At 72.4% G+C, this 12631-nt stretch carries 10 protein-coding genes; 5 read left to right on the plus strand and 5 right to left on the minus strand.

All coding sequences use genetic code 11. The features are described 5' to 3' along the window. Window positions 1–27 precede the first annotated feature (27 nt). The 3 genes from ACZ45T_RS16650 to ACZ45T_RS16660 are packed head-to-tail and all read right to left on the minus strand — an operon-like array spanning window position 28 to window position 4189. On the minus strand, window positions 28–1236 hold the full coding sequence (locus ACZ45T_RS16650; RefSeq protein WP_468441774.1) for an MATE family efflux transporter: 1209 nt from the start codon (window positions 1234–1236) through the stop codon (window positions 28–30). Then, complete coding sequence (locus ACZ45T_RS16655) at window positions 1233–2981, minus strand: tyrosine-protein kinase domain-containing protein (RefSeq protein ID WP_468441776.1); 1749 nt, start codon at window positions 2979–2981, stop codon at window positions 1233–1235. Before ACZ45T_RS16655 ends, ACZ45T_RS16650 begins: the two co-directional genes overlap by 4 nt. Next, complete coding sequence (locus ACZ45T_RS16660; RefSeq protein WP_468441991.1) at window positions 2978–4189, minus strand: glycosyltransferase family 4 protein; 1212 nt, start codon at window positions 4187–4189, stop codon at window positions 2978–2980. Before ACZ45T_RS16660 ends, ACZ45T_RS16655 begins: the two co-directional genes overlap by 4 nt. Window positions 4190–4354: 165 nt before the next feature. On the opposite strand from ACZ45T_RS16660, the gene ACZ45T_RS16665 reads away from it, so the two are divergent. Further along, a complete protein-coding gene (locus tag ACZ45T_RS16665) occupies window positions 4355–4843 on the plus strand; it encodes an FAD synthase family protein (protein WP_468441778.1) in 489 nt (162 codons plus the stop codon). Here the strand turns inward: ACZ45T_RS16665 and ACZ45T_RS16670 are convergent. Both ACZ45T_RS16670 and glgX read right to left on the minus strand, forming a co-directional pair. After that, window positions 4824–5561: a CDP-alcohol phosphatidyltransferase family protein gene (locus ACZ45T_RS16670; RefSeq protein ID WP_468441780.1), complete on the minus strand. Its 738-nt coding sequence runs from the start codon at window positions 5559–5561 to the stop codon at window positions 4824–4826. The genes ACZ45T_RS16665 and ACZ45T_RS16670 overlap by 20 nt on opposite strands. A 65-nt stretch (window positions 5562–5626) precedes the next feature. After that, window positions 5627–7984: a glycogen debranching protein GlgX gene (gene glgX / locus ACZ45T_RS16675; protein ID WP_468441782.1), complete on the minus strand. Its 2358-nt coding sequence runs from the start codon at window positions 7982–7984 to the stop codon at window positions 5627–5629. A 178-nt stretch (window positions 7985–8162) separates the two neighbouring features. Between glgX and ACZ45T_RS16680 the strand changes: the two genes are divergently transcribed. The 4 genes from ACZ45T_RS16680 to ACZ45T_RS16695 all read left to right on the plus strand — a co-directional run bounded on the left by ACZ45T_RS16680 (window position 8163) and on the right by ACZ45T_RS16695 (window position 12549). Further along, window positions 8163–9383 carry a L,D-transpeptidase gene (locus tag ACZ45T_RS16680; protein ID WP_468441993.1) on the plus strand — a complete coding sequence of 407 codons (1221 nt, stop codon included), beginning with the start codon at window positions 8163–8165 and terminating at the stop codon, window positions 9381–9383. Between the two features lie 121 nt (window positions 9384–9504). Then, entirely contained in the window at window positions 9505–10359 is an 855-nt protein-coding gene (locus tag ACZ45T_RS16685) for an MSCRAMM family protein (RefSeq protein ID WP_468441784.1), read from the plus strand. Window positions 10360–10484: 125 nt separating this feature from the next. After that, window positions 10485–11189: a L,D-transpeptidase family protein gene (locus tag ACZ45T_RS16690; RefSeq protein WP_468441786.1), complete on the plus strand. Its 705-nt coding sequence runs from the start codon at window positions 10485–10487 to the stop codon at window positions 11187–11189. A gap of 124 nt (window positions 11190–11313) precedes the next feature. After that, a complete protein-coding gene (locus tag ACZ45T_RS16695) occupies window positions 11314–12549 on the plus strand; it encodes a L,D-transpeptidase (RefSeq protein ID WP_468441788.1) in 1236 nt (411 codons plus the stop codon). Window positions 12550–12631 lie beyond the last annotated feature (82 nt).

Consider the following 12631-nt stretch of genomic DNA (forward strand, 5'->3'; position numbering starts at 1 on the left):
GATCCGGCCTGACCGGCAAGACACCCCCTAGGCCACAAGTGCCGGCGCGGGGGCCGGGAGCCGGGCCACGCGCAGCCAGCCGGCGCCCGCCTTCGCCGCCGAGCCGGCCGCCAGGCCCCAGGCGGCGCCCGCCACGCCCCACGCGGCGTAGCCGCCCAGCAGCAGGCCCACGGACAGCAGCGAGAACACCACCTGCAACGACAGCGTGGCCTTCGGGGCGAGCACGCGCAGCGTGAGCAGCGCGCAGGTGCCGAGCCCCATGACGGCGTACTGGGCCCCCGTGGCCGGCAGCAGCGCGGACGCCGCCGCCCAGGTGTCGCCGAGCAGGGCGGAGCCCACCCGGTCGGGGAGCGCGTACAGCACGGCCCCCCAGCCCGCGCCGACCGCGGCCAGCACCAGGCCCAGAGCGGCCGTCGCCCGGACCGTGGCCCGCTTGCCCGAGAGCCGCCCCAGCACCGGAGGGCCGAAGGCGTTCGCGGAGTTGAACAGCACGTTCAGCGGCCCGAAGAGGGTGGTCGCACCCCGCAGGGCGCCGACGGACAGGGGCGTCGCGAAGACCCCGAGGCCCAGTACGGCGAGCTGGCTGGAGCCGTTGCCCACCGCGAACTCGACCACGAACCGCTGCCCGAGGTGACCTCGCCGCAGGTACGGACGCAGGTCCGCGCGGGCACCGCGTACGTACGGCCGCAGCAGCCACAGCCCCAGGGCCAGTGCGGGCAGCGCCGAGACCCCCCACACCAGCACCAGCCGCCCCGCCGAGGCCCCTTCGGGCTGCACGGCCAGCGCCGCGACCACGCACGCCAGCCGCAGCGCGTCGGCGGCCAGCGCCCGTTCGGGGGCGCGCAGCGCGGAGAAGCAGTACCGCAGCCCGTCCTGGAGGAGCACCAGGGGCAGTACGAGGCCCAGCGCGAGGAAGGCCCGCCCGCCGGACCCGGGGAGCGCGAGGCCCACCACGGCGAGCACCGCGCCCGCGGCGGCCGACGCGGCCCCGGTGAAGCCCACGGCCGAGCGGCACACCGCGCCGAGCTGCTCGCCCTTCTCCAGGACGACGCTCTGGCCGACGTAGGCCATGTTCAGTCCGAGGAGCACGCTGAAGGTCACGTACACCATCGAGAAGTCGGCGAACCCGGAGGCCGACGACAGCCGGGCCGCCAGCACCAGCACCAGGATGTTCGTGGCGCTGGAGGCCGCTTGGTCCAGGACCGACGCGACCGCCCCGAGGCCGCGCCGGCTCACCGCCGGCCCGGGCGGACCGTACGCAGGGCGACCGTGTCCGTGCCGTCGCCCGGGATGTGCTGTTCGGGCTCGTCGACCTCGTAGGTGATCGGCTGGGGCTGCGGCGCGGAGGGCGGGTGCGGTTCCGCCACGGCGGCGCTCCCGCGGTCCTTGCCGCGGCCGCGCTTCTCGCCGGGCAGCGGGGCGTGCAGCACCGCGCCGAGCACGGTGCCGCCGGCGCCGCTGATGAGCTCGCGGATCCGGGACAGGTCGGAGCGGTGGACGGCGCGCGGGTTGCAGACGACCAGGACGCCGTCGACGCGGTCGACGAGCGCGAGGGCGTCGGCGTAGGAGAGCACGGGCGGCGCCAGCACGACCACCGTGGAGTTGGGGGAGTCGGCCTCGGAGATCAGCCGGGTGGCGCGCGAGGAGGTCAGCGAGCGGGCGACGTTGCGGACGCGCTGGCCCGGGATCAGGTCGAAGGCGCCCGACTCCCCGGCGTCCACGACCAGCTGGCGCCCGTCGGGCCACTCGGTGTCCCCGTGCTGCGCGGGCCGCTTGCCGGCGGCCTGGCCGCCCGGCGTCTGGCTCCAGCGCGGCCGGCCGCCCGCGTCGGTGGGCAACTGGCTGGCCAGGACCGGGGTGCGCAGGTCGGCCTCGATGAGCAGGACGTCCTTGCCGGTCTCCGCGAAGGAGGCGCCGAGGTTCACGGCCACCGCGGCGGCCGTCTCGCTGCTGCCGCGCGGGGCGACCACGAGCAGCCGGCGCCGGTCGGCGAAGCGGGAGTCGTAGGCGAGCCGGAAGGCCACCGAACGGTATTCCTCCGCGAGCCGCGGATCGGTCTCGCCCGCGGCGAGCAGCGGCCCGCCGCCGGTCCGGTCCCGCGGCAGGTAGCCGAGCACGGGGGCGCGCAGGGCCCGGGCCACATCGCCCTCGGAACGCGGCGCCGGGTCGAAGACGAGCCGGACCCAGGCGGCCAGCAGGCCGAGCGCGAGGCCCACGGCCGCGCCGAGCGCGAGGGACATCACGATGCCGGGACCGTCCGCCCCGGGGGGCGGGGTCGCGGCGCTGGTGACGCGGCCCGGGGTCATGTCGAGGGCCTGGAGCTTGGCGATGTTGCTGTTGAGCGCGTTGACCTTGCTCTGCAGATCGGTCTTGGAGGAGTAGGCCGCGTCGCGCGCGGGACCCGCCGGCATCGAGTTGATCTGCTTGACGAGCTCGTCGAGCTGCTTGGCGACCGGGTCGCGCTGCTCCTGGTAGCCCTTGACCATCTTGTCGCGGGTGACGTCGAGGGCCTCCTGCCGCTTGAGGAGGTAGGCCTCCGTCATCGCGTTGGCCCGGGTGGCGGCCGCCTTCGGGGAGGACGCGGTGTAGGTGAAGCGGAGCACCATCGTCTGCGGCGGGTTGGTCACCTGCAGGCCGCTGCGCAGGGACGCGAAGCCGGACGCGGAGACGCCGAGCTTCTTCGCCGCCTCGTTGGCTATGGAGGAGCTGAGCGCGACCTGGCGCTCCGAGCCGATGTTGATCGCCTTGTCGGGGGCGAGACTCGGGTTGAACGGGTCGTCGGTGGGCGCGCGCAGCACCACGTCGGCGGTCGCGACGTAGGTGTCGGCGGTGGAGACGCCGAGGTAGACGCCGCCCAGCAGGCCGATCCCGATGCCCGCGCCGAGGAGTCTGCGGTAGCGCAGGAGCTGGCGGAACTGATCCCGGAGGAGATCGGGTTCGTCGTCGGCCGGTGCCGCTGCAGGGCGGTTCGTCTCGATCACGGCCGGGGTCCCCCAAGTGCTTCGTCTATCAGTGCGTCGATGCGGGCCAGGCCCGCTTCACGGCTCAGGTGGGCCGCCACGTGGCGGGGTCCGGCCGCCCCCAGTGCGTCCGCGCCCTCGGGGTCCTCGGCCAGGGCCCGTACGGCCTTCAGCAGGGCCTCGGGGTCCTCCGGCGGTACGAGCACCCCCGCGCCCGAGCGTTCCACTTCCTGGGCGGTTCCGCCCTCCGCGGCCACGGAGGCGATGACGGGCCGGCCGGTCTGGAAGTAGGAGGTGAGCTTCGACGGCACGCTCATGTCCAGCACGGCAGCGTGCTGCGTGACGGCCAGAACGTCCGCCGCGGCGAGGATATCCGGGAACTCGCCGTCAGCGGCAGGGGGGATGATGTCCAGATTGGGAACGTCGGCGGCGAGCTCGGCGAGCGCCGCGCGCTGACTGCCGTCGCCCATCAGGACGAAGCGGACACTGCGGTCCAGCCGGGCGGCTCCCACGAGGACTTCGAGCCCCTGCTTGAGGCCCATGTTCCCGGAGTGCAGGACGACGGTCTCGCCGGGAGCCCAGCCGAGGTGGCGGCGGGTCTCGCCGCGCGGCTTGGTGGGCACCGGCACGTGGGACCAGTTGGGCACCAGGCGGATCTTGTCCGGGTCCACGCCCATGCCGACGACCCGGTCCACGAAGGTCTCGTGGATGACGCCGACGAGGGTGGCCCGCTTGAGGGCGTACGCCTCGGCGCGGCCGGCGATCGCGGCGGCCTTGTCGCCACCGCTGATCCCGCTCTGCGCGGCGGCGGCGCCCATCAGGTCCTGGACGACCGGGACGTACGGGACCTTCCACCGCGCCGCGAGCCGGGCGGCGAGCACCCCGCCGGCCAGGCTGGGCATCTGGGCGAGGACCGCGTCCGGCTTCGGCATCCTGGGCGGAGCGACGGCGCCGTGCAGCAGGATCGATCCTTCAAAAAGGGCCCGCTTCACGGCGGTCTGCTCCTGCGGCACGGTGTGCGCACGCCGGTGTACGGTGACCCCCGCGCGCTGTTCCGTGCGCCGGAGCGCCCCCTGGTACTCCGGCTCCAAGGACCACGCCGGGTAGTGCGGCATCCCCGCGAGGACATGGGTCTCGTGGCCGAGATTCGCCCAGTGCTCCGCGATCTGGGTGGCGTACGGCCCAATCCCCGCGTGCTCGGGAGCGTAATTGGTGGAAACCAGCAGCATGCGCCGGTGACCGGATCTCGACACTGAACGTCCTCTTCTCCCCTGGATGGTGCGCTCGTCACCCTATTCGTTCACCCGCACGGTGTGGAACGTGCACGCTATTGTCTGCTAATCCGCTGCACCGGGGGGTGTGGCCGCTGGGGGTAACAGATGACGGAGCGGGACATGTCCGACTTTGGCGCGCCGCCGCGCAGACCGTACCGAGTCGGCTACGCGCCGGGTGCCTACGATCTGTTCCACATAGGCCACCTCAACATCCTTCGGCACGCCCGGAGCCAGTGCGACTACCTGGTGGCAGGCGTGGTCTCCGACGAGATGGCCGAACTCGCCAAGGGGCGCCGCCCGATGATCCCGCTCGTCGAACGGCTGGAAATCGTCCGTAGCGTGAAGTACGTCGACGCCGCCTTCGTCGAGACCGTCCCGGACAAGGTGGAGACCTGGAAGCAGGTCCGCTTCGACGTCATCTTCAAGGGCGACGACTGGCGGGGCACGCCCAAGGGCGACCGGCTGGAGCGGGACTTCGCCGCCCACGGGGTCGACGTCGTCTACTTCCCCTACACCGTGCACACCTCCAGCACCCAGCTGCGCCGGGCACTGGACGCGCTCGCACAGCCCCCGGCGCTGCCGGGCCAGGTCACCGGGGAACGGCGCTGAGCTCCCGGAACCACTTCGTGAGGAACGCCAGCAGGAACAGGGCGGCGACCACGCCCAGCCCCGCGTAGGCGTAGGCGAACAGCTTCCCGCCGCCCAACAGCAGGAACACCAGGCAGAACACCCCGTAGTCCACGGGCAGCAACGCCACCGCGCGCACCGTCGACGGCGCGGCGGCGGGGCTTCCCGGGGCGGGCTTGGGCTTGAGCTTCTCGGTCAGCAGCCCGCCGAAGAAGGTGACCACCGCGGCGAACTGGAAGCCCAGCGGCACCAGCAGCCAGCCGTGCGCGCCCGCCGCGCCCGCATCGACGCCGTAGGCCTCGGGGAAGCGGTAGAAGGCGATCAGCACACAGGTGTGCAGCGCGGTGAGCTTGGCGCAGTCCACGACGTGGTCGAGCCACTCGCCCGCGGCGCTCCCGCCCCCGCGCAGCCGGGCCAGCTGCCCGTCGGCGGAGTCGAAGGCGAACCCGACGGCGAGGGCGGCCCACACCGCGATCCCCAGCCCCCAGGAGGGCGCGGCCAGCGCGACCGCTGCCACGGCCGCGAAGCTGAAAGCGGCGCTGACCAGCGTCACCTGGTTCGGGGTCAGCCCGAGCGCGTACGAACCGGCGGCCAGGTACCGCCCGGCGGGCCGGTTGACGAACCGCGAATAGAGCGACACCCCCTTCGCCGACTTCTGCGCCCCGCGCAGCTCCTGCAGCGCGGCTCCGACTCTGCCCATGCAGGGACCCCCTCCGTGATGATGTCGAACACATCATCGCAGGGCGGATTCGCCCGCTCCGCCGGCTAGGCCATGTCCGGGCTCCCGGCGACCCGGAGCAGCAGGACCGAGCGGGCCGGGACCGTCAGGGTCTCGCCGCCGCGGTACCGGTTGCGGGGGGCGGCGGACTGGGCCTCCAGGGAGGTGTCCAGGACGAGCTCGTACGCCTGGGCCCACGGCGCCCCCGGCAGCACCCACGCCATCGGCCGGTCCCCGGTGTGCAGCAGCGCGAGGAAGCTGTCGTCCGTCACCTGCCGGCCCCGCTCGTCCCGCCCGGGGATGTCCCGCCCCGACAGGTACATGCCCAGCGCGGCGGCCGGCGCGTACCAGTCCCGCTCCGTCATCTCCACGCCCGCGGGCGTGAACCAGGCCAGGTCCCGCAGCCCGTCCACCCCCTGCGGCCGCCCCGAGAAGAACGCCCGCCGCCGCAGCACCGGATGGGCATGACGCAGCGAGATCAGCCGGGAGGTCAGGGCGAAGAGGGACTGCCAGGCCGGATCCGACAGGAGCGACCAGTCCACCCACCCCGTCTCGTTGTCCTGGCAGTAGGCGTTGTTGTTGCCGCCCTGGGTGCGCCCGAACTCGTCGCCCGCCACCAGCATCGGCACCCCCGTCGACAGCAGCAGGGTGGTCAGCAGGTTCCGCAGCTGGCGGCGGCGCAGGGCCCCGATCCGGGCATCGTCCGTCTCGCCCTCGGTCCCGCAGTTCCACGAGCGGTTGTCGTTGGTCCCGTCCCGGCCCGCCTCCCCGTTCGCCTCGTTGTGCTTGCGCTCGTACGACACCAGGTCGCGCAGGGTGAAACCGTCGTGCGCGGTCACGAAGTTCACCGAGGCGTACGGACGCCGCCCGCCCCACGCGTACAGGTCGCTCGACCCCGACAGCCGGTACCCGAGATCCCGTACGTCGGGCAGCGCGCCCCGCCAGAAGTCCCGTACGGCATCGCGGTAGCGGTCGTTCCACTCCGTCCACAGCGGCGGGAACGCCCCCACCTGGTAGCCGCCCGAGCCCACGTCCCACGGCTCGGCGATCAGCTTGACCCGCCGCAGCACCGGGTCCTGGGCGATCACCGCCAGGAACGGCGACAGCATGTCCACGTCGTGCATCGAGCGGGCCAGCGCCGCCGCCAGGTCGAAGCGGAAGCCGTCCACCCCCATCTCCGTCACCCAGTAGCGCAGCGAGTCCGTGATGAGGCGGAGCACGTGCGGGCGCCCGGCGTGCAGGGTGTTGCCGCAGCCCGTGTAGTCGGCGTACCGGCGCTGGTCGGACTGGAGCCGGTAGTAGCCCCGGTTGTCGATCCCGCGCAGCGACAGCGTCGGACCCAGCTCGCCCGCCTCCGCCGTGTGGTTGTAGACCACGTCGAGGATGACCTCGATCCCGGCCGCGTGCAGGGCCCGGACCATCCGCTTGAACTCCCCGACCTGCTGCCCGGCGCTGCCGCTGGACGAATACGCCGCGTGCGGGGCGAAGTAGCCGATCGAGTTGTAGCCCCAGTAGTTGCGCAGCCCCCGGCGCAGCAGGTGGTCCTCGTGCGCGAACTGGTGCACCGGCAGCAGCTCCACGGCGGTGACCCCCAGCTTCACCAGGTGCTCGATCGCCGCCGGATGGGCGAGCCCCGCGTACGTGCCGCGCAGCTCCTCGGGAATACCCGGATGGCGCATCGTGAAGCCGCGCACGTGCAGCTCGTAGATGACCGAATCGGCCCACGGGGTCTTCGGCCGGACGTCGTCCGCCCAGTCGTCGTCATCGTGGACGACCACGCCCTTAGGGACGTACGGCGCGGAGTCCCGGTCGTCGCGCACGGTGTCCGCGATGTACTGCTGCGGCCAGTCCCGGACGTGCCCGTACACCTCCGGCGGCAGCGCGAACTCCCCGTCGACGGCGCGCGCGTACGGGTCCAGCAGCAGCTTCGCCGGGTTGTACCGGGCCCCCGTCCAGGGGTCCCAGCGGCCGTGCACCCGAAATCCGTACCGCTGCCCGGGGCGCACGCACGGCACGAAACCGTGCCAGATCTCGTGCGTGAGCTCCGTCAGGGCGCAGCGGGTCTCCTTACCCTCCGGGCCGTCCCCGTCGAAGAGGCACACCTCCACCGCCTCCGCGCCCTGCGCCCAGAGGGCGAAGTTGGTGCCCGCGGTCCCGTCGGGACCCTGGTGGAACCGGGCCCCCAGGGGATGCGAGGACCCCGGCCACACCGCTGGGCCCGGACGCGCCTGCGCCCTTGACGCCTGCCCCCTGACCTGGCCGTTGGGGCGGCCGCCCTGTTGTCCGTTCGGTTGTCCGTTCGGCTGGCCGTCGACCTGCGGTACGGGGGCGGCCTGGCCGCTCCGCACCGTTTCGACGGCGTTCCTGACGGCTTCCACCGCCTCTTGCTCGGCTGCGCTCGACACTGCCCGCCTCCACGGCTCCTCGGTACGCGGCCCCGGGGAGTGCGGCCCCGGCGTCCCGGCCTGGGCCCGCCCCCGTCTGGTCCTTCACACTGTTCTGCCCGGACAGTTCTGCCCGGAACGTGGCCCGCGCTCACGTTTCCCCCGGAGGGGGCCGGTCGTTGGAGGGATCGTGACACTTCTGACGAGGCGGGCAGGGGCGGGCTTGGCCGCCATGGCGGCATGGGCGGGCCTACTGGGCGGCCTGGCCGGATGCACCGAGGGCGGCAAGTCCCCGGTCGAGATCCAGCTGCCCGGCAAACCCCGCTCGCCGGACGAGGCCATCCGCATCACCCCCGACGACAACGCCAAGGGGGTCCCGGCCGACGGACGGCTGTCCGTCACCGTGCCCGAGGGCCGGCTGGAGCGGGTCGTGGTCACCAAGGTGGAGGACGCGCAGGAGGAACAGGTCCCCGGCACCATCGCCGCCGACGGGCTCAGCTGGAGCCCCGACCTGGAGTCCGGCCGCCTCGCGCTCGCGGCCAAGTACACCGTGGACGCCGTCGCCCTCGACGGGCACGACCGCCGCCAGGCCCGGCACACCACCTTCACCACCTACGTCCCCGAGGAGAGGTTCATCGGCTACTTCAAGCCCGAGAACCGCTCCACCGTCGGCACCGGCATGATCGTCTCCTTCAACTTCAACCGCGCCATCGAGCGCCGCGCGGAAGTGGAGCGGGCCATCACCGTCACCTCCGACCCGGCCGTGCAGGTCGTGGGCCACTGGTTCGGCAAGGAGCGGCTCGACTTCCGGCCCAAGGAGTACTGGAAGGCCGGCACCCGGGTCACCGTGAAGATGAACCTGCGCGACATCGAGGGCGCCCCCGGCTCGTACGGCATCCAGTCCAAGACCGTCACCTTCACCGTGGGCCGCTCGCAGATCTCCAGGGTCGACGCGGCCGCGCACACCATGGAGGTCCGCCGGGACGGGGAGCTGCTGTCGACCGTGCCGATCAGCGCCGGAGCGCCCAAGACCACCACCTACAACGGAAAGATGGTGGTGATGGAGATGTTCGACGTCACCCGGATGAACGGCCAGACCGTCGGATTCGGCGGCGAGTACGACATCCCCGACGTCCCGCACGCCATGCGGCTCACCTCCTCCGGGACCTTCCTCCACGGGAACTACTGGCTCAGCCCCGACACCTTCGGCACCAGCAACATGAGCCACGGCTGCGTGGGCCTGCGCGACGACCGGGGCGGCGGCTCGGACACCCCCGCCGGCTGGTTCTTCGACCGGACCCTGATCGGGGACGTGGTGGAGGTCGTGAACTCGCAGGACAAGACGGTCGCCCCCAACAACGGACTGGGCGGCTGGAACATGTCCTGGGCGGACTGGGTCGCCGGCTCCGCCATCGTCTGAGCACGGACGGGTGATTCGTGTGACCGGAATGCCGTAGCGGCCGAGTGTCCTCCCGCATGGGTGTACGAGGCGTCCCGCAGCCTGTCAGGGCAGAGCAGCCCCGGGCGACGGACGGAGAGTCATGGCAGCCAGGACATCAAGGGTGTGGCCGCTCGGCCTCGCCGCCGCGGCGGTGCTCGCCGCGGCGGCGCCGGCCTACGCCGCGGGCGCGGACGGGCCCCCTCCCGCCGGGCCGGCCGCCGTGGACAGCGCCAGGGTGGTGCTGCGGTACGCGGACGCGGACACCGGAGCGCCCCTGTCCGGAGCCCGGTTCGAGCTGTGGCGGGAGCTCAACGACCGGCCCGGGCTCCAGACCACCGCTCCGGGCGCCGACGAGAAGTACGAGGGCGCCTGCGAGACCGACGCCAAGGGCAGCTGCACGGTGGCGCTGCCGGCCGCCGAGACGTACTACTGGCTCCAGACCGGGGTCCCGGCCGGCTACGAGCGGTCCGAGGACCCGGTCACCGGCTTCGTCCTGCGCGAGGGCGTGGACAAGGACGGCATCGTCGTCAACGTGGCGAACCGGCGGGCGGACGCCTCGTACGACGGCTCGGTCCGGGTCCTGAAGAGGGACGCGAAGACCGGGTCGCCGCTGGCCAGCGCGGTGTTCGAGCTCTGGAAGGAGACCAACCGCACCGACGGCCTCCAGACCCGCGGCATCGACGCCGACCACCGGGCCAGGCCGGGCTGCGCCACCGACGACGACGGCGTGTGCGACTTCGACGGGCTCGCCGACGGCGACTACTACCTGTTCGAGACGGACGTCCCCGAGGGCTACCTGCAGCCGGAGGACCGGGTGACCGGTCCGGGCCGGCTGGACGACGAGACCCCGGACCACCGGCTCGTGGTCAGGCTCTCCAACAAGCGGGACAACTACGGGCTGAACCCCGAGGCGGACAAGGAAAGGGAACAGGGCGAGGACGACCGCCGGGCCTGAGCCCGCTCCCGATCCGCCGGCGGAGTGACCTCCTCACCCCACCGGCGCATCCGGGCGGGCCGTACCCCGCCCGCCCGGGTTGGCTGGGCTGTGACGGCCCGTTCCGCGGCCTTGAGGAGGCACTGATGGCTACTGGACAGTGGAGAGGCCCCCTGTCCAGGGCGGCCGCCCTCGCCGCCCTGCTCACGCTGGCGGCCTTCACCCCGCCCCAGACGGCGGCGGCGGAGCCGGAGAGCGCCTGCACGGCGCGTACCGGGCCCTACCAGCGGGACCTGGAGGCCCACCTGGGACGGTCGGTCGACGGGGTGCAGTCCCCGGCGGACTGCTACGCGATCCGCGCCTTCCAGCGCAAGAACGGGGTCATCCCCACGGACGGCTACCCGGGCGTCGCCACCTTCCGCACGATGCTCGTCGTGGCCGCCCGCCCGAACCCCAACGCCGCGGGCGAGTGCCCGGTCCGCTCGTACCGGGTCACCTGCGTGGACATGGACCGGCAACTGCTCTGGGTACAGAGCGACGGCCGCATCGTCTTCGGGCCCGTGCCCATCCGCACCGGCCGCGACTCCCAGGAGACCCGCCCCGGCTGGCACGAGGTGTACTGGCGCAGCAAGGACCACAAGTCCACGCTGTACGACAACTCGCCCATGCCCTACGCCCAGTTCTTCGACGGGGGCCAGGCCCTGCACGGCCGCTCCGAGTACCTCTACGCCCACGGCGGTTCCGCCGGCTGCGTCAACCTCGCCGAATCCGACGCGAAGGCCCTCTGGGACCTGCTGACCGAGGGTGACGACGTCTACGTGTGGGGCACCAAGCCCGGCACAGCGGACTGACCTGCGAGCCCCTCCGGGACCCGCTCCGTCAGTTGGGACGGAACGGTGACAAGACCGTGGCTCTTCGTGATCCGCCCATGTGATTTCCTGTCGACATGCGCGCGACTGTCCGCGCGCGGGGGACATGGGGAGAACACGAGTGAACCTGCAGCCGATACGCGGCCGCGCCCGCACCGGCCTGCCGGCCCTTCTGCTGGGGGCGGCCCTGCTGTTCACCACCGCGTGCAGCGGCGGTGGCGGCGGTAACAGCAGCGGCAGCGGCGACAACAACGGCGGGGGCAAGACCGGTACCGAGGCCTCCAAGGCCGTGGTCAGCGTCAAGCCCGACGACGGGGCCAAGGAGGTCGCCACCAGTGGCGTCCTGAAGATCACGAGCACCGGCGGCAAGCTCGCCACGGTGACGGTCGCCGACACCAAGGGCAACGCGGTCGAGGGCAAGCTCGCCGACGACGGCGCGAGCTGGGAGCCGGCCCGCCACCTGGCCTCGGCCACCGAGTACAAGGTGCACGCGGTCGCGAAGGACGAGGCCGGCCGGGAGTCCGCCAAGGACACCACCTTCACGACCCTGACTCCGACGAACACCTTCGTGGGCCACTACACCCCCGAGGACGGTGCGACCGTCGGCGTGGGCATGCCGGTCTCGATCAACTTCACCCGTGGCATCACCAACACCGAGGCCGTCGAGAAGGCCATCACGGTCACGGCCGAGCCGGCCGTGCCGATCGAGGGCCACTGGTTCGGGAACGACCGGCTCGACTTCCGCCCCGAGAACTACTGGGCCGCGGGCACCAAGGTCACCGTGAAGCTCGCCCTCGACGGAGTCGAAGGCCGCGCCGGTGTCTACGGCAAGCAGACCCGTACGGTCACCTTCACCATCGGCCGCTCGCAGGTGTCCACGGTCGACGCCAGCGAGAAGGAGATGCAGGTCGTCCGTGACGGCCAGGTGATCAAGACCGTCCCGATCACCGCGGGCGCCCCGTCGACGACCACGTACAACGGGCAGATGGTCATCAGCGAGAAGTACAAGGTGACGCGGATGAACGGCGCGACCGTCGGCTTCGGCGGCGAGTACGACATCGCCGACGTCCCGCACGCGATGCGCCTGTCGAACTCGGGCACCTTCGTGCACGGCAACTACTGGGCCTCCTCGGGCACGTTCGGCTCGGCCAACGTCAGCCACGGCTGCGTGGGCCTGCGCGACCAGCGCGGCGGCGGGGACCCGGACGCCCCGGCGGCCTGGTTCTTCAACGAGTCGATGATCGGCGACGTGGTCGTCGTGAAGAACTCCAAGGACAAGCAGATCGCCCCGGACAACGGCCTCAACGGCTGGAACATGTCGTGGGCGGAGTGGACGAAGTAGTCACACCTCGCAGGTAGAGCGGTGGCCCGGTGCTGTGACCCACAGCACCGGGCCACTTCCCGTTAACCGGCGCTAACCTGGC

The sequence above is a fragment of the Streptomyces sp. NPDC030995 genome (assembly GCF_055571215.1).

Bases quoted from the DNA above. Each gene is read 5' to 3' on its own strand.
- ACZ45T_RS16665 (WP_468441778.1), top strand. From the start codon at position 4,355: ATGTCCGACTTTGGCGCGCCGCCGCGCAGACCGTACCGAGTCGGCTAC.
- ACZ45T_RS16670 (WP_468441780.1), bottom strand. From the start codon at position 5,561: ATGGGCAGAGTCGGAGCCGCGCTGCAGGAGCTGCGCGGGGCGCAGAAG.
- ACZ45T_RS16660 (WP_468441991.1), bottom strand. From the start codon at position 4,189: ATGCTGCTGGTTTCCACCAATTACGCTCCCGAGCACGCGGGGATTGGG.
- ACZ45T_RS16695 (WP_468441788.1), top strand. From the start codon at position 11,314: ATGGGGAGAACACGAGTGAACCTGCAGCCGATACGCGGCCGCGCCCGC.
- ACZ45T_RS16690 (WP_468441786.1), top strand. From the start codon at position 10,485: ATGGCTACTGGACAGTGGAGAGGCCCCCTGTCCAGGGCGGCCGCCCTC.
- ACZ45T_RS16685 (WP_468441784.1), top strand. From the start codon at position 9,505: ATGGCAGCCAGGACATCAAGGGTGTGGCCGCTCGGCCTCGCCGCCGCG.